This window comes from Nocardia jejuensis NBRC 103114 (assembly GCF_001613145.1).
Lineage (GTDB): Bacteria > Actinomycetota > Actinomycetes > Mycobacteriales > Mycobacteriaceae > Nocardia > Nocardia jejuensis.
Map to the genome: position 1 here is coordinate 258,005 of NZ_BDBU01000019.1, position 15,441 is coordinate 273,445.

The 15,441-nt window shown below is 61.0% G+C and carries 13 protein-coding genes; 11 read left to right on the top strand and 2 right to left on the bottom strand.

All coding sequences use genetic code 11. The features are described 5' to 3' along the window. Positions 1-2,777 precede the first annotated feature (2,777 nt). From NJ1_RS16300 to NJ1_RS16320, 6 genes are all read left to right on the top strand, one after another. Positions 2,778-3,032: a hypothetical protein gene (locus NJ1_RS16300; protein ID WP_067694432.1), complete on the top strand. Its 255-nt coding sequence runs from the start codon at positions 2,778-2,780 to the stop codon at positions 3,030-3,032. Positions 3,033-3,063: 31 nt separating this feature from the next. Beyond that, positions 3,064-3,579, top strand: a complete 516-nt coding sequence (locus tag NJ1_RS16305) for an RNA polymerase sigma factor (protein ID WP_067694733.1) — start codon at positions 3,064-3,066, stop codon at positions 3,577-3,579. Then, positions 3,576-4,562, top strand: a complete 987-nt coding sequence (locus NJ1_RS16310; protein WP_067694436.1) for a histidine-type phosphatase — start codon at positions 3,576-3,578, stop codon at positions 4,560-4,562. Before NJ1_RS16305 ends, NJ1_RS16310 begins: the two co-directional genes overlap by 4 nt. A 543-nt stretch (positions 4,563-5,105) precedes the next feature. After that, entirely contained in the window at positions 5,106-6,602 is a 1,497-nt protein-coding gene (locus NJ1_RS16315) for an ApeA N-terminal domain 1-containing protein (RefSeq protein ID WP_067694440.1), read from the top strand. Between the two features lie 803 nt (positions 6,603-7,405). After that, complete coding sequence (locus NJ1_RS39155) at positions 7,406-7,933, top strand: hypothetical protein (protein WP_157574024.1); 528 nt, start codon at positions 7,406-7,408, stop codon at positions 7,931-7,933. Continuing rightward, positions 7,930-9,153: a hypothetical protein gene (locus NJ1_RS16320; RefSeq protein ID WP_157574025.1), complete on the top strand. Its 1,224-nt coding sequence runs from the start codon at positions 7,930-7,932 to the stop codon at positions 9,151-9,153. The genes NJ1_RS39155 and NJ1_RS16320 overlap by 4 nt, the downstream gene beginning before the upstream one ends. A 392-nt stretch (positions 9,154-9,545) precedes the next feature. Here the strand turns inward: NJ1_RS16320 and NJ1_RS40200 are convergent, their stop codons facing one another. After that, complete coding sequence (locus NJ1_RS40200) at positions 9,546-9,965, bottom strand: hypothetical protein (protein WP_157574026.1); 420 nt, start codon at positions 9,963-9,965, stop codon at positions 9,546-9,548. Between the two features lie 10 nt (positions 9,966-9,975). On the opposite strand from NJ1_RS40200, the gene NJ1_RS40205 reads away from it, so the two are divergent. From NJ1_RS40205 to NJ1_RS16340, 5 genes are all read left to right on the top strand, one after another. Next, the gene (locus tag NJ1_RS40205) at positions 9,976-10,233 is read left to right on the top strand and encodes a DUF3761 domain-containing protein (protein WP_245717419.1); all 258 of its coding nucleotides are present in this window, start codon (positions 9,976-9,978) and stop codon (positions 10,231-10,233) included. A 655-nt stretch (positions 10,234-10,888) separates the two neighbouring features. Beyond that, positions 10,889-12,010: a helix-turn-helix domain-containing protein gene (locus tag NJ1_RS16325; RefSeq protein WP_067694446.1), complete on the top strand. Its 1,122-nt coding sequence runs from the start codon at positions 10,889-10,891 to the stop codon at positions 12,008-12,010. A gap of 3 nt (positions 12,011-12,013) precedes the next feature. Beyond that, a complete protein-coding gene (locus NJ1_RS16330; protein ID WP_067694447.1) occupies positions 12,014-12,562 on the top strand; it encodes a PIN domain-containing protein in 549 nt (182 codons plus the stop codon). Between the two features lie 830 nt (positions 12,563-13,392). Next, positions 13,393-13,860, top strand: coding sequence for an NUDIX hydrolase (locus NJ1_RS16335; protein WP_245717413.1), 468 nt, complete (start codon positions 13,393-13,395; stop codon positions 13,858-13,860). Position 13,861: 1 nt separating this feature from the next. Continuing rightward, positions 13,862-14,791: a carbohydrate kinase family protein gene (locus tag NJ1_RS16340; RefSeq protein ID WP_067694449.1), complete on the top strand. Its 930-nt coding sequence runs from the start codon at positions 13,862-13,864 to the stop codon at positions 14,789-14,791. Here the strand turns inward: NJ1_RS16340 and NJ1_RS16345 are convergent. Then, complete coding sequence (locus NJ1_RS16345; RefSeq protein ID WP_067694453.1) at positions 14,788-15,432, bottom strand: hypothetical protein; 645 nt, start codon at positions 15,430-15,432, stop codon at positions 14,788-14,790. The two genes, NJ1_RS16340 and NJ1_RS16345, sit on opposite strands and share 4 nt — an antisense overlap. Positions 15,433-15,441: the final 9 nt, after the last annotated feature.

The window sequence follows — 15,441 nt, forward strand, 5'->3', positions numbered from 1 at the left end:
CCTTCACGTGCTGAGAAGTTCGTTGCTGGCGTGAGGGTGCTCGCCCCTCTGAGGAGCGATCAGGGTCTGCTTCTGCCTTACAGCGCTGTTTCGTTGTCGAGGAAGGCTTGTGTCCAGAGTGAGTCTGCTTTGGACGGTTTCGTAGAGTGTCGACGACCCGATGTCTGCCTGAGCTTTGGAGTCGAACATGTTGCACTGCACCGGCTTTGGCTTCTTGCAACAGCCTGTGGAGTGATCCTGCCCCGTGTTCGGTGACACTGGCGCAAGGTAGTGCGTCACTGGTGAGATCCACCAGTGGTGCGTCCAGTGGAGATTTCTAGCACCTTCACCTTTGATTGTTCGGTAAGTTTGCTAGCAGCCACAGCCATGGACGAAAGACCAAAAAACATCTTTGACCTGCGATTTCAGCGTCTGCAATCAAGTGCGTCGCAGCAGAATTTGGCATGAGAGCTCAAGCACGGAACTTCATGTTTGAGGGTTTTTTTGGCTATGCTCGTCAGTGCGACACGAGCGAGCCTGTTTTGGTTGGTAGAGAGTCGCAACAGGAACGCCCCAGAGCGCCAACTCTGGGGTCGAACCCGTTCACCACTGATGCGAACCTTCGAACACGCAGTCGAGTCAGGTAAGCAGCAGATACAGCTGAACAACCAGCCTGGTGATCACGATGATTGCTGGGCTGGTCTCAGACTGAGACATGACCCAGGCCACTACGTGACAGGCCTTCACCACCAGGTCGACACACGACAGGATCCACAAAGCGGGCTGAAGCGCGTCCCACAGAGCACGGATCAAAATCCAGCGCCGCGGAGGTGGCGGTTGTTCCGGTTGCCGAGTCAGGGTCAACTCGGCCTCCTCTCGGTCGGGCCGCGAGACGTCGCGGGGCGCCACCGTGTTTGCGCGGCGGCCGCGGCTACCCCGGCAATGCCGGAGGAGCCCCGATACCGTGCAAGCCCTTAGGCTGCCTTCCCCGGCATGCCGTTCGCACGACACTCCGGGAACCAAACCGAAAGGTTCCCTTCGGGAGCGAAAGTGCTTGCGCCGTCCGGGAAACCGACGCCCACATTACCCGGTCGGACCGAAACAACCACACCCACTCTGCGTCCCATATTCGAACCGTGCGCAAATTATGCAGGTCGAGTATCGAATTGGGCCCACGACGAATTCCGAGTCCGAGCCTATCGAGTGACGGGGCTCACATAACCGGCTGGCAATATCGCGGGGCATGTCCGCCCGTACCGGCCGGTAACGTCGATTCCGGACGAGCGCGCGCCGCGAATAATCTTGTGCGGCTGCACCGGCGCCAATGCCGGCCACCGGACTTGCGCGGCCGCCGCCGTGCACCGACCGGCTCGAGGACCGTGATCGGGTTCGACAACAGATGCCGCAATCAGGCGAGGTACTACGGCAGCGTTACCACAACCAAACGTCGGGAGACTCACTCAGGCAGCAGAATCTCAAGAGTCGCCTGATACTCCTCGATCGTCCTCCCCGACGGTCTCATCGCGTCCGCAGCGCAGGGTCGACAAGGCGCACTCACACAACGTCAGCTGTACTACCCGGATCGGTCCTGGACATCGAAACCAACGCAGCCGATCCTGCAACCGCTGCAGTCCACCCGCGCCGCGAACACTCACAACGTTCCACGCTCCCGCGCCCAGGGTCCTGGCTACCTCAACCAGTTCCTCTGCGGCCGTAGCCGTCCGCAAGTGCCACCGTGTTTGACTACACGTCGTCCGCCACTTTCGTCGACATCTCATCGCGCCTTCCTGCCGAACAATCGACGTCAGTCGATCAGCCCCCAGAGCCGACCCGCGTACCTGTTCGCCCGGCCCCTACCAACGGGCGATAACGGAGCCGTCCTCGTGGTAGTCAGGTTCGGTGCTGGTCCCAGCGATCGTGGGCTTCACCGAGGAGGTTTCGCGCGGCGAGGATGCCAGTGAACGACGCGAAGTCTTGCTTGTCGTAGCAATGCAGACCGTTGCGGGCGACGGTTTAGACGTTGGGTACCACATGTTCCCTCCAAGCACGGATCGCGGCGATGGTAGGGGACGTTCACTGTCATACACCGGTATAGATCAGATACACGCAAGACGCGAGTTGTTGTGACACAGGCATTTCGGTTGAAATGCAGAGCCGCGAAAGGCGCGGACCCATGCGGTGATCTCCTCGTCGCAAGCGTGGCACATCGGGTCATCGGGGCCCACAAAAGTACTCCGTACCGACCGTCGAACGATCCGAAGGAGACAGCGACGGGTCACGCTGCACTCACCCGACCCGCAAGGCCGGGTCGAGGATGTGCAGCCACATGTCCTCCCGATCGACGGGACGGTCCAAGACCGAGTCGACGGTCAACACCGATACCGGCCAGAGGCGGGCTACCCACCGATGTGGATCTATGCCGGCGGCTGCTCGGGCACGGTATCCCCGCAGCCGCACAGGCAGACAGCGGTCACCTACCAGTAGAACAATGCACCCGAACCTTGCGAATGAACCCGAGCACCGTCTCCACCCGGCAATCTCTACTGGCCCCTTCGCCACACGACGACCGTGAACGCGAGGACAGGCGTGCCTCTTCGCGGCCACTCGCCGACGCTATGTCCCCCCTTGAACCACTCGAGGGCGAGCGCGCAGTCGTGCGGTCGATCGGGGCAGACACGCCGGACACTTACCCGTACCCCACGCGCGTGAGCGAACCGGTCCCGCCGACTGAACCGCGCTCTACCGCTCGATCTTGGCGTCGAGTGCACACTTTTGTTCCCGAATCGCTCTTACCTTGCATGAACACATACCAGACCGCCGGACTGCTGCTCGCGGGCGGTGGGGGTCACGCGATGGTGGTAAGAGGGCTGTGGCTGCGATTCACCTCGACGACACTGGAACTCACACGGCACCGCCGCCATATCGCCGACTTGCTCCGAGCTTTGCCCGAGGGGAGCGAGGTCGAGTCCAGCATCGACAGTGGCGCCCTGTACACCAAGGTGACCATCGCCGCGGTGACGACACCCCAGAATCGAGGACGTCGTGGTCGATGAACCTCACCAAATCGCCACGGGCTCACCGGGTGTGCCCGAGGACCTCGTCACTGTTCCGGCGATCTCACCTCAGGAGGCGTTCTCCGCGTTCTACCGCGAATACACCCCCAAGCTCATCGGCTCTCTTCTCAATCGGGGAGCCCGGATGGAGGACGCCGCCGAGGTAGCCCAAGAGACGATGACCAAAGCGTGGCAATCCTGGTCGGCGATCACCTTCGCCCCGGCGTGGGTGTTCAAGGTCGGCCTCCGCGATTACGGACAACGCATGGCCTCAGTGCACGAGACACCCATCGATGACGCATCCGAACGCTCGGCGCTGATTGCAGCCGATTCCGATATCGACCAATGGGTCGAGAACAACCACTACCACCGAATGATCCTGTCCCTGCCGCCGCGCCAGCGACAGGTGATGCAGGCGCATCTGCTCGGCCTGACCGATCCGCAGATCGCGCGAGAGCTAGCCATGGACCCCGCCACCGTGCGCTCTCACCTTCGTAAAGCCCGGCGTGCACTCATCGTTCATCGAGAAGGAGGCAAACACCGATGACCCGCAACCAGTACGACGCAGCCGAGATCGATCGGTGGCTGGCCGGCGAGCACCAAGACTTCATCGACGGGCTCGCTGCCCGACTCGACCTCGACGCCGGACTGGCCGAGGTGTTCTTGGCTGATCAGGCACAAGAGTTCTCCGACGGGCTCGCTGCCCGACTCGACCTCGACGCCGGACTGGCTCAGATCCTGCCGACGACGACCGATGACGAGGTCGCACTGATGGGAGAAACTCCGCAGGAACAGACCCTGGCAATGCTGCAGGAAGTTCCTGTGCAGCAGCGGCTTCAGATCCGTGCGATCTACGCCGAATCGTTCGAAACCCTCGCTCATCTCGGGTTCAGCGTCACTCAGACACGAGTCTCAGGTGAAGCCATGATCGACCAGTTCTCCACGAAATTCGGGGACCTCCTGCGAACGGCGAGGCGGCTCGACAAAGACCTGTCGGTGAGGAGCGACTCTGCAGAGCGCTGGATCGCGACAGCGAAGCGGTACATCGACGCCGCGACCGAGACAGATCAACCGCACTTCGACGCAAATAGTGAAAGGGCCAGTGCGCGCGCCGGGTCGACGGAACCATCGGAATTGGAGCCCACACTCGTGCATGCAATCCAGGCGATGATGCATGACGGGGACCGACCGCGAAACTCGCGAACGTGGTGGCTCGGCGAGCTTCAGAAGTTCGTGGAACAGGCCATGAACCAACCCGGGGCGCGGTCGCAGGCACCCGCCGTCCTGAACGAAGTCGCCGCACATTTGAAGGCGTGCGCGAATACGCTCAACGACTTCGTCGGTGCGGACCTTAGCGAGGTCGAACTCGATGGTGTTCCCTTGGCCGGGCTGCGCTGGTCCTCCGCATCGACTCGATGGCCACACGCATGGCAAGAACGCATCGAGCAGGACTCGATTCGGGTCGAGAATGAACAGGACGTGTTCGAGATCCGTTACGGCACAAACGTCCATCAGGACGTATTGACCTGACGAAGCTCGCAGTCCCCCCATCCGAGGCATCGGCGATGCCAGGTGAACAGGCAGTTACGACCTTGCCGCCGAGCCGACCTCGGCGGCCTTCACCTCCGCGTGCACCATTGCGAGGCTGACACCGACGCCGCGCGAAATCTCGCGCAGAAATCGGCCTTCAGCCCGGCGGCCAAGGACGACCCGGCGTTTATCGGCGTCGACCATCCGCGGCCGGGCGCCAGTACGGCCTGGGCGCCGCGCTGACTCCAGCCCGTCACGGGTCGTGCGGACGATGCCACGGCACCGGTCCTCGGCCGGAGGCAAAGGCAAGGGCCAAGTCCAGAATCAGGTCGCGCTCGATGTGCTCGCCCGCGGCGATCCCCGTGAACCCAAGCGCGTTTGAGAGACAAATGTCGGCGAATTCGGCACCACACCTCACCGCCGAAGCGCTGACTCATGCAGTCGTGAAATTGCGTCGCGTCGGTTCGGCGAACCCCGCTAGTCTGCGGCAACGGCGCATGCGACCAACGCCCGGATTGCAACTCCACAGGCAGGGATATCGAGATGAGCGTTCGGCGATTGGGTGGCAGCTGGTGGCTTGCACCCCACGATGACGACAGCACCGAAGTCGGCGGTGTTCTCACCATCACTGCGGCCGGGCAGGTGCTACTCGAGGTGACGAGTGCGCTCGTGGACAGAGGGTACGGGCGGTCGAGAGGCCAACGCCGGCGGTCTGCCGACGAGCCGACGGTCATCCACGGTGCGGCCGAGGGCCAGGCGGTGACGCTCCTGGGATGCACGCCAACCAACGGAGGCACAGTGTCGCTGTTGCCACTACCCACCGAGATCCAGGTGTTCCGCGCGGAGGCGGCGCTGATCGGATGCTGGCTCAACGACGCGGACCAGGCCGAGTTCGACGGCATGCGAGTAGAGATCTCACATCTCACCCAGTGGGCCCGCCACAGCGGGCTGTCGTACGACATCATCGCAGAACGTCCCGACAGCACCGAGCATGAGCCCTTCCATACAGTCGAATTGCGCTCGGTACCGACAGTGACAGTCGAGCTTCCCGGTGAGCAGGCGACCGTGAGCTTGCTGTGGGCGCAGGGGTTCAATCCGGGCGGCAAAGACAACGCGTGGGGCCGTCAGCATCGTGTTTCCGAACGCACAGTTTTCGAAGTGCGGTCTGATACCCCGCGTACGGCAATGGGATTCGAGTCCACGGTGCGTCCGTTGCAGAATCTGCTGACCGCTGCGACCCAGAGTGCGTGCGCAGTCGGCGCCCGTCACCTGATTCCCCGTCGAGCCGACGGTGAGGACGAGAGCTCGCGGCGCCGAGACATCGAGCTGTATTTCCGTGGCGAAGAGATCGAGATCAAGCAAGACTTGCATGATCACGAGTTACTCTTCACGCTCGCCGACATCAACCTCGCGACAGCCCTGCCGCGTTGGTACGAGCTGAGAAACATGATCGGCGGCGCGGTTGACGTGCTATTCGGCCTCGACTACGCGGCCGGCGGCTATTACGAAACCGCGCTGTTCAGTGCGGCAACCGCCGCGGAGGGCATCCACTCGGCTCTCGTGCCCGCAACCACGGCGATCGATCCTGAGCAACACCGTACGGTCAAGAAGCTGATTCGACAGGCACTCAAGAGCGACGCCACGATCGACGATGTCACGCGCCAGTGGGCAAGCAACAAGCTCGGTTACAACAGCCCCGGATTGAACCAGCGCCTGCGCGAACTCGCGCAACTTCCGGACCCCGAAGCTGTCCAAGCCTTGCTCGGCGATCCGGAAGTCTGGGCCCGCTGGCTGACAATTGCTCGCAACGCGATCGGTCATGGCAGGTCAGGTGCTGCACAGGCCAAAAGCGCTCCGGAGGAAGCGCACTACCGATTGGCCGACATCACCAAGTACCTGCTGCACCTCGTCCTGCTTTCACAGATGGGCCTGAGCGCGCACCTTCAGCGGCTGGCAGTGCACCAGATATGGGGCTACCAGGCGAGGCGATTCCGGGCCCTCATCGAGGAATCGAAGCCGATCCCGCCGCAGCAAGCTTAGTAACGCCAGCTCTTCACAAGGTGAATACCGCTGCACCACCGAAGTATCGGGCGTTCGCGTCGCCGCGGTCTCGCTGCAGGAATGCACGCCGTTGCCTCGTAGTCGTGCTGTACAACGAGCTGCGTCTCACACCGATCAGCGATGAATACCGCACGGACACTGACGCTCCCCACACCATGTGCCCGCGCACCGTCACCGCGCTGTCGCCGGAACGAGCGGCGGTGAACTGCCCGGTCACGCGGGGCTCGACGCGACGGCGGAAACGCTCGGTTTCGTCGTGGAGGTCACCCGGACGACCCGCAGGGTTTTGTTCGACCCGACGCCCGCTGACTCAGTTCATGCGGGATCCTGCATGTGTAGTTTGCAGGAACGGGGCTTGCGGTGGGCACGGTTGTGCAATTGGAGTGTGTGCGCTGGGCACTTCCCGTCTATGGCAAGAAGCGTGAACTGGTCGTAGCATGTGCCCGCATTCGGCTCTCGACGGCAGGACGCAAATGCGTGATGGCACCCAATTCCGAATGTTCGTTCGTCTCGTGGCTGGTGTGATCGTTGGACCGGGGGGTAGTTCTGGCAGCGCTGCGGGTGGATGCAGTCGAGCCCGATCCGGAGGGTATCGCGGTGGTCGGCGACGGCGTCGAACGGATGACCAGGCTGTGGATACACGCAGCAGTCGCTTGGCGCGCAGGCCTGCCAACAGGGGTGGACTCGGAGGATCTGGTAACCGCGGGCCGATCATCGGATTCATCTAGAACCCTTCTCATTACACATTACTATCGAAATGGTATTCAATGTCCCATGAACCGATGGATAAGGCATCCGGATCCACCGAAATCCCCCCAAATAATGGAGGTGAAACCTCCGGCACAGAGACACTATGGTTTGACGCGCATGACCTAACCCAGGCGATCGACGATCTTTCCAAGACATATTATCTCATGGATCCTCCATGGAATTTCGCCGAAACTTTCATTTACGAAGAATACGGTGACATCAATACACACTTGCGAAGATTCGAAAATGGAATGAGACACCAAACAAAATCCTGGGCACTCGCATGCTTTGAATTGGAGACCACCCTCAAGAATACAACCTGGGAATACACACATACCGATGCTGCCAGCGGAAAAGGTATACCAAATTCATATCCTGGACCACCCCCCGTTTCGGGGACTAACCCGAATTACAATCCAGACGCGCCGGAAGCTACTCCCGCAGCTGACCCGAAAGGGATTTCCGATCCACAGCCTGACGTACCCGATAGTACGCTGCCTATACCCAACGATGACAAGAACACCGATAACACGCCGGAACCGGAGGATAGGAACCGTTGACTGGTTGGTACTCCGACGAGATCAACCTTGTCCAAGAATTGTTGGATCAATTGGATCAGATTTCCGGTGATCACTGCTCCGAAGATGCCCTTCAGTCAGTTATTCAACTCTCGTACTCCTTTGAGCGCCCGAAAGGAAATCCCGCAGACATACGCGAACGGTCCGAGAATCATCGAATAATCTCCGAACGAGCCCGCGATGCCGTCTCACTGCTCCGGAAAATGACGTCACCAGAACTGACCAGCATTTGGCGCGGTAGTGCCGCAAAACGCGCTGGACTGGCTGTGGACACCTTGTCCACTCAAGTTTCGACGGTCGAATCAGTTTTTCAGAAGAGTCATCTAGAGCTGGCCGCTTGGGCCAACACACTCCAGTCCGCACAGAAGAACTACGATTCAGGACGCGAACAGTTGGATGGCATCCTGAGCAATCTCAAGCGCACATTTCACGAAGAGGACATGTCAACCAAGAGTCCCGTGGATCTTGCACTGGCCTGGCAAACAACCCGCTTCGGCCTCAAGCGCTTGCGCGATACCGCCCTCCACTTGGACTTTGGTTTGAAGAGTGCTGCGGAAGCACTCAAAACCCCGTATGACAGCTATACAGTCGGAGAACCGGTAGTGCCGACCCTAGTGCATGACGACACGTTCATCTACGGAACGAAGGCGGGCAATCCACAGGACGTGCGGACCATGATGAATTGGCGAGCAAAGTTGCGGGGCGCCCAGTTGTCAAGGCCCGATCTCAAAGATGCGACTGCGATGTATCAGCATTACTGGGACAACGATGGGGAAGAGAAGCAGTTTGACTACGATAAAGCCTACCGTGAGGACGAGGGCATACGTCGATCTGTCGATGCGGAAATAGCGCGGGCATGCTTGTCCGCGGATGTTCTCGCGAGGTCGGGAAATCGGAACTTCAAAATTTCCGGTGAACCGAATACAGTTTCTTCGGTCTGGACCGAGAATTGGCAGAAGACGATAGGGGGCCACCAACAGTGGAGTCACGCCAACATACACGTCGAAGGAAAAAAGGTGACCATGGACGTTACCGTGGAAGCGCAGGACTATTACGACTTCGATCGGGGAAAGAATGACATTGTCACCGGAGTCAGCGATTCGGAAAATGGCAGATTTACCGAGATAGGCTGGGCGAAACCATTTGAAACACGAGGTAGGCTCACTCGGACTATCACCTGGGACATCGGCCAGCCGCCATAGTATGTCGCCCGGCTCGCTGCGCCCGGCACGCTGTCGTGCGAGCGATGGCAACAGCTCTACCGCAATGTCGTCAATGATGCTGGCAGGACGAGCCGATGGCTGGTCGAAGGTGTTCTCGCGCCCAGGACCAGGAGTTCGCCCCTGTGCCAGATGAGCTCGGGCAGAAGATCTATCACGCGATCGGCGATGAGGTTCCCTGGCCGCTCTCACGCGGGCAGTACGAACCACCAGCAACCAGGTACGAGCTTGCAAAGTTGGCGGCGCTCTACCCCCCACCCCCACCACCACCACGGACACCGTCTGGCAGACCCCATCGCGACCATAGCCGCCGAGCTCGCAGGGACGAAGGAAGAGGCGGTCGTGCACCTCGCCGAAGCGGTCGTACGCGGTGATCAGAATCGAACACACACCCTCGTCAACGAAATCTGCGCATGGTCTGATATCGATTTCGATATCCCGGCCTCGAATCCGACGTGAAAGCCGCCTTCGTACTCGCCGAGTGCGGCATTGCTATCGACCACGCGTGACGTGATGCACAGCCATTGATAGCTCGAATCGGCATAAGCCCGCTTCGCTTCGTCTTCCGGAATGATTCGAACCTCGCAGCCCGCACTCGTGATCCCCGCGGGATCCCATATGTTTGCCACTTTCTGCCACCCCGCTGACAACCTGTGCCGCACCGCGCCAACCTCACGGCCGTACCGACTGTGGTGCCGTAGCGTCCCTCGCCGGTCGGGAAATCCCAAGCTTCCCGAAGGAAGCTGTTCTTGCACAAGAAATTCGAGAGTGACTATGAAATTCAGATCCTTCACACTGCGCATGATGCTGCCCGCGATATCGGCGGGCGTTCTCACTGCCGCGGCGTTGCTGGCTCCCGCCGCACAGGCTGCACCCCTGCCCACTGCCGCATGCGGGAGTGGGCAGTATCAGAACACAGCCGGGGACTGCGTGAACCGCCCTCAGCAAGCCCCGTCCGCACCCGCAGGGGCAAGCGCACGTTGCAAGGACGGCACCTACAGCTCCAGCAAGACACGCAGCGGAACCTGCTCTCATCACGGCGGCGTCTCCGAATGGCTATAGCAACGCCCAACGACTGAACGGTTGAGCTCGCAATACCGCGAGCCCAACCACTGGCTCACCCGTCAACCACACTGACCCCCAGCCTGCATTACAACCGAACGCGCCCGACAGACTCAGAGAACCCCGCACCAACCAGCAAACCGAATTCCTTGCATGTGCCGAACAGTCGGGATAGGCCCCCACCCCCAAGCTCGATGCACCAACCCGCCAGCCGAACGGCCGACAAGGTCAACGAGCACTCTGCTCCGTGCGACATGTATTACGTTGAGCAGCAGAGGATTACGAAGGACAGGTGCGAATTCAGGCGGGATCCAAGTTAGCAGACTACGTCACCGGGCGGCTCCTGATCAGGCACAAACAAAACACCAAATCGCTTGCCCCGAGAGTTCGAGCCGAGGGGCGGACCCCACCGTGGGAGTTGCGACCCCGCCCATGGCCCGGCTGGCTGGCGGTTCCATCCCGGTAGAACCAGCTTGTCAGCGAGAGGTACCACCCGTTGCTGCGGAGCAACGATGCACCCGCGCGCCCGGCGCGCTACGACCACTCGTCGAGTGACGTGGCCGCGAAAAACTGCAGGTAGAATGGTTGATTCTTGTGCTCACACCGATACGCGATCTACACTTGCTATTTTCGCAAGAATGGTAGATTTCCAGACATGAGCCTCAGTACCGAGACACTCGCACGGCGTGTGCGAGACAAGGTCACCGCCTCGGGACGCAGGGACGCGGAAGTTGCAGCGGCAATCGACATGGATCCGACCGCGCTGTCGAAGGCACTGTCTGGACGTCGGCAGTTCAAGCCCCTCGAGCTGGCTCGTCTTGCCGACGAGCTTGGCGCTTCGATCGACCTGCTTCTGGCCGACGAGGACGAAGCCCTCGAACCGGTCCTGGTTGCAGCGCGGGCCCAGCACGACGGGCCCGCTATCGACGAAGCTAGCAAGGTTGTCGAGCATCTCGTCCAGCTCAACCGCCTGCTGACGGATGTCGGCTGCGACAATCAGCCTGCAATCAACTTCCCGGTCAGGGGCGTCGCCGTTTTCGAGCAGGGGAAGGCCCTCGCTCGCCAGGTACGCACCTCGGTGGACAGGGATTGGCTGCCCGAGGAATTCGACGAGCTTGCCGAGTTGGTCGAGACTTCTCTCCGCGTCGATGTCGCGGTAGCTGAACTTCCGTCAGGTCTGGACGGACTGAGTGTCGTGCAAGGGGACTTCAGACTCGCGTTGATCAACAGCAACCTCCCCCCGACCCGACAGCGATTCACCCTCGGCCACGAATTGGGGCACATTTTCGCCGGCGACACAGAAAACGTGCTCATCGATGAGAGCGTGGTCGGTTCGAGCACACCCCGAGAGATTCGGGCCAATGCCTTCGCTGCCGAGTTCTTGGTCCCTGGTGAGCAGCTTCGTGAGGAGCTTTGGGGGCAGACCGAGGATGAGTCGAAGATCGAAAAACTACTCTCCAGGTACCGGGTCAGCTTGGACGTCTTGGCTTTTCATGCTCACAACTGCGATATCGTTGATGCGGTCGGCAGGGACAGGATGCGGCGGATGAGTTCGGCGCGATTCATCACTCGGGCGGGACGGATGTCAGATCTGCAGACGATCAACGGTCGACGCGTACCTGGCCGGCTGCTGTTCCGAGCTGTCCACGCGTACGTCGCCGGTCGGATCAGTATTCGACCGATCGCGGGCTTGCTGGACACTGAACCCGATCTTTTGTTGACGCAACTAGCGCCGATTCTGTCTGGCGAAGAGTCTTCGGATGTGATGGTGCCCTGACCCTTGAGCACTCAGCCTGATCGCGTCTTTTTCGATGCGTGCACGTTGTGGAACTTCGCGATTGTCAAACGAATTGACCTGCTGGAGCAGCGATTTTCTGGTCGCGCGTGCTGGACGCGGTCAGTTCGCCACGAGATCGAGCGCGTTGTCAGCGACCACCCCTACCTTCAACAGGTTCTGGATGCACATTGGCTCGGCGAGCCGATCGAACTCCCGAGCGGTATTCCCACGATGCAGAAAGTCAACCTCATTCGCCGCGGTTTGCTCAAAGGAACGCCGCCGGACAAGGCGACTGACCACCTGGGCGAAGCAGAGTCCATCTATCTGCTGGAAACAACCTACAGGTACGGAACATTTGTAACCGATGACCGGCCTGCGCGTGACTTCGCGCAGCGCCGTTCACTGAAGACGTTGGAAACTGCCGACGTCCTGGCGGAGTGTTTCGCAGCGTACGAGGTTCTTTGCCCTGCGGCATACCAGCTGATCGAAGAGATGGTCGATCGTGGTCGCGGTGTACGGCTACCGCCAAGCCACATCGAGGTCTGCCCATAGACCCAGCCGCAGCACGGTTCCGGGACAGGCCGCGACCGCCCCGGCGACCGCGCCCAGGCGGGCACTCGCATGTGATGCAGAGAGCGTCGCAGTCACCGTGGCCGATGTCCTTGCAGCCGACCCCGTTGGGGTCCTTCCACTCACCGACCTTCACTTCTTCTGCACGTAGAACGTCAGCGAGATACATCGGGTCGCCATGGTCACTCGAAAATGAGTCTGGTCGCAGACATTCTCGACCTCGCCATCACGAGCGCCTCGGACGATACCGCCGCCGAAACAGTCATCGACGCTACGACAACCACTTCGGCCTCGCCCCCACCGCACTCCTCATCGCCTCGCCCAGCCAACGTCCGAACAAGCATCGACCTGACGCCGAAAACACAACTGCCCGTTACGAACAGGCCGCACGCGGCCATCGACAGCGCCTATACCAAGCCAACGTGCTCGCTGTTCATTGTTGTCAGCGCATGCAGTGTGGTCGTCGCAGCGGTCCGATGGGGCATCTCAGGCGAGGATTCTCAGATCCTCGTCGCGGTCGAAGTCGTCTATGCATGTTCAGAACCATCGCGTCATCCCCTTCGATGCTCTTCAAAGATGCGCGAACGAACGTCTGCCGACCAGAGCAGCAGGTGTGGATCACAACCCGGGGCGGGCCATCAACCGAGGATGCAGGTCAACTGCAGCTCGAACCATGCCGATTGAAGATGCTCGCCATACCCACGACGTATAGCTGCCTGACGTCCACAGTCGTAGGCTCGGTCCGCTTTCAGCCAGACTGCGACAACCGTGTCCAGCCCAGCAGGTCCGAAAACCCCAGAAGGAGAAAAGCCGTGAACACCCAGAGCAAACCAGGCGAGGTAGCAAAGCCTTTGCGGCACACACTGATCGGTGATGTGCACCTGATGCTCCGGCGCGGAGATGAGTTACTGTTCGGACGCCGACACAACACTGGTTTCGAAGACGGTGCCTGGCACCTGCCCTCAGGCCATCTCGAAGTCGACGAATCGATGGTCACCGCGCTCGTACGCGAGGCGGCCGAGGAGATCGGCGTCCGCATCGCGCCGCATGACGTGGCGTTCAGCCACGTCATGCACAACTCGTCCGCCGGCGGCCGAATCGCCTTCTTCTTCGCCGTACACAACTGGCAGGGTGAACCGATCAACCTCGAACAGGACAAATGCAGTGAATTGGCCTGGTTTCAGCTCGACTCTCTGCCCGCACACATGATCCCTTACTGCCGAACCGCACTCGAATACGTACAGTCGGGCCAGCCGTTCTCGACATACGGGTGGCAATGACGTGGCGGCACCAGAGCGGCCCATAGTGTGCGTCAGCTACCTCGCGTCAGCTGAGCTGTGGCATGTTCCGCACTTTCCTGAGGCCAACCACGGTGCCGAGATCCGGTTCGCGGAACACTCGATCGCCGCCGATGGCCCCATGACCGCTGCGGTCCTGGCGGCACTGGATGTTCCGACCATGCTCATCGCCAACGATTTCGGGTGCGACGCAGACGGGCGACAGGTCAGCGAGTGGCTACAACGGCATGGTGTCCAGACCACAGCGGCTGTCAATGCTGGCACTGTTACTCCGCGTGTCGTGGTCGTCGCCGCCGACGACGACACGCGCACGTGGTTCGCTCATCTCCCCGGGGTCGCAGGCAGCCTCGAACGTGTGGATCTGTCCACTATCGCTTGCGCTTCGTTCGTGTACCTGGACGCCTATCAACTCATCGAGAACGCCGCCCTCCGGGTCATCCGCGCGACCCGCGCTGGTGGCACACCGCTGCTCCTGAATCTGGGCGGATCCCCGCTCTCTGATGCGCTGCAGCTCGAGCTGCGCAACCACGAGAACTTACTGATCCAAACCAACGTCGATGATGCTGCCCGGTACGACGCATCCGAACTTGCCAGACAGTTGCTCGCTCACACGAGCGCGGAGTGGGCGGTGGTCACCGCAGGAGCCGCCGGCTCCCTCGCTGCCAGTCGGAAACAGAGTGTCCTCGCGGTACCGGCCTTTCCCGTCCAGGTACACCACACCCACTGTGCCGGCGCCGCGTTCTCCGGGGGATTGCTCTACGGGCTACGGGAGGGAATGTCCATCGATCGAAGTATGCGACTCGGCGCGGCCAGTGGGGCGCTACGGTGTACTCGCCACCACAGCGCCCCACTCCCAACACTCTTCGAACTCGAGTCAATCGCCGCATGCCTGGACCGACTCGCCGCTGACTAGAACAACTTCCATTCCCGCATCGAAGCGATGACCTCGAGAAGTTGGGCCGGCGTCATCCGCTTCCGCTGGGCTTCCTCCGGCGACTCCTGGGTCGCACCGTACTGCCACCACGCCTCTCCGGTTTTACGGTCTGCCACCAGAAATCGGTCCTTCACCGCCGGGCCACGAACGACCAGCGACACCGTGTGCGGCTCGGCAACGACAGCGTGCACCATAGTGTGGTGCAGGGCATATGTCGCGCCGACCGGTTCCTCCCGTGCCTGCAAAACAGGCAGTTTCGCCGGTTCGATGCTCTCGTCGAGTTCGGCGTCGCCGAACAAATAGTGGCGGTAACGGCCGCGGAGGATTCGGCTGGCGTAGGACCAGCGATGGTTGTGCGGGCGGTCGAAGTAGCCTGGCAGAAAGACGTGCAGGCGCACGCGGATCCCAGAGTCAGGATCGCTGAACAGCACGATCTTGTCCAGGATGTCGTAGTGCTCGCACAAGGTGAGCAGGGCCGGGTTCGCGACCAGGTTGTCGAGCCGGGCGCGCACGATACGCGGGTGTGCGACCAGGTGATCGAAGAAGTCTGACGTGACCCGCTCCACCTCGTCGATGTCACTCCAGTCGATCGTGCACAAACCTGCGGCAGCCCAGTCCATGGAGTCTGC

Excerpts from the sequence above, each read along its gene's own strand:
- NJ1_RS16325 (WP_067694446.1), top strand. The coding sequence starts at position 10,889 with ATGAGCCTCAGTACCGAGACACTCGCACGGCGTGTGCGAGACAAGGTC.
- NJ1_RS40205 (WP_245717419.1), top strand. The coding sequence starts at position 9,976 with ATGCTGCCCGCGATATCGGCGGGCGTTCTCACTGCCGCGGCGTTGCTG.
- NJ1_RS39155 (WP_157574024.1), top strand. The coding sequence starts at position 7,406 with ATGGATAAGGCATCCGGATCCACCGAAATCCCCCCAAATAATGGAGGT.
- NJ1_RS16300 (WP_067694432.1), top strand. The coding sequence starts at position 2,778 with ATGAACACATACCAGACCGCCGGACTGCTGCTCGCGGGCGGTGGGGGT.
- NJ1_RS16345 (WP_067694453.1), bottom strand. The coding sequence starts at position 15,432 with ATGGACTGGGCTGCCGCAGGTTTGTGCACGATCGACTGGAGTGACATC.
- NJ1_RS16315 (WP_067694440.1), top strand. The coding sequence starts at position 5,106 with ATGAGCGTTCGGCGATTGGGTGGCAGCTGGTGGCTTGCACCCCACGAT.
- NJ1_RS16310 (WP_067694436.1), top strand. The coding sequence starts at position 3,576 with ATGACCCGCAACCAGTACGACGCAGCCGAGATCGATCGGTGGCTGGCC.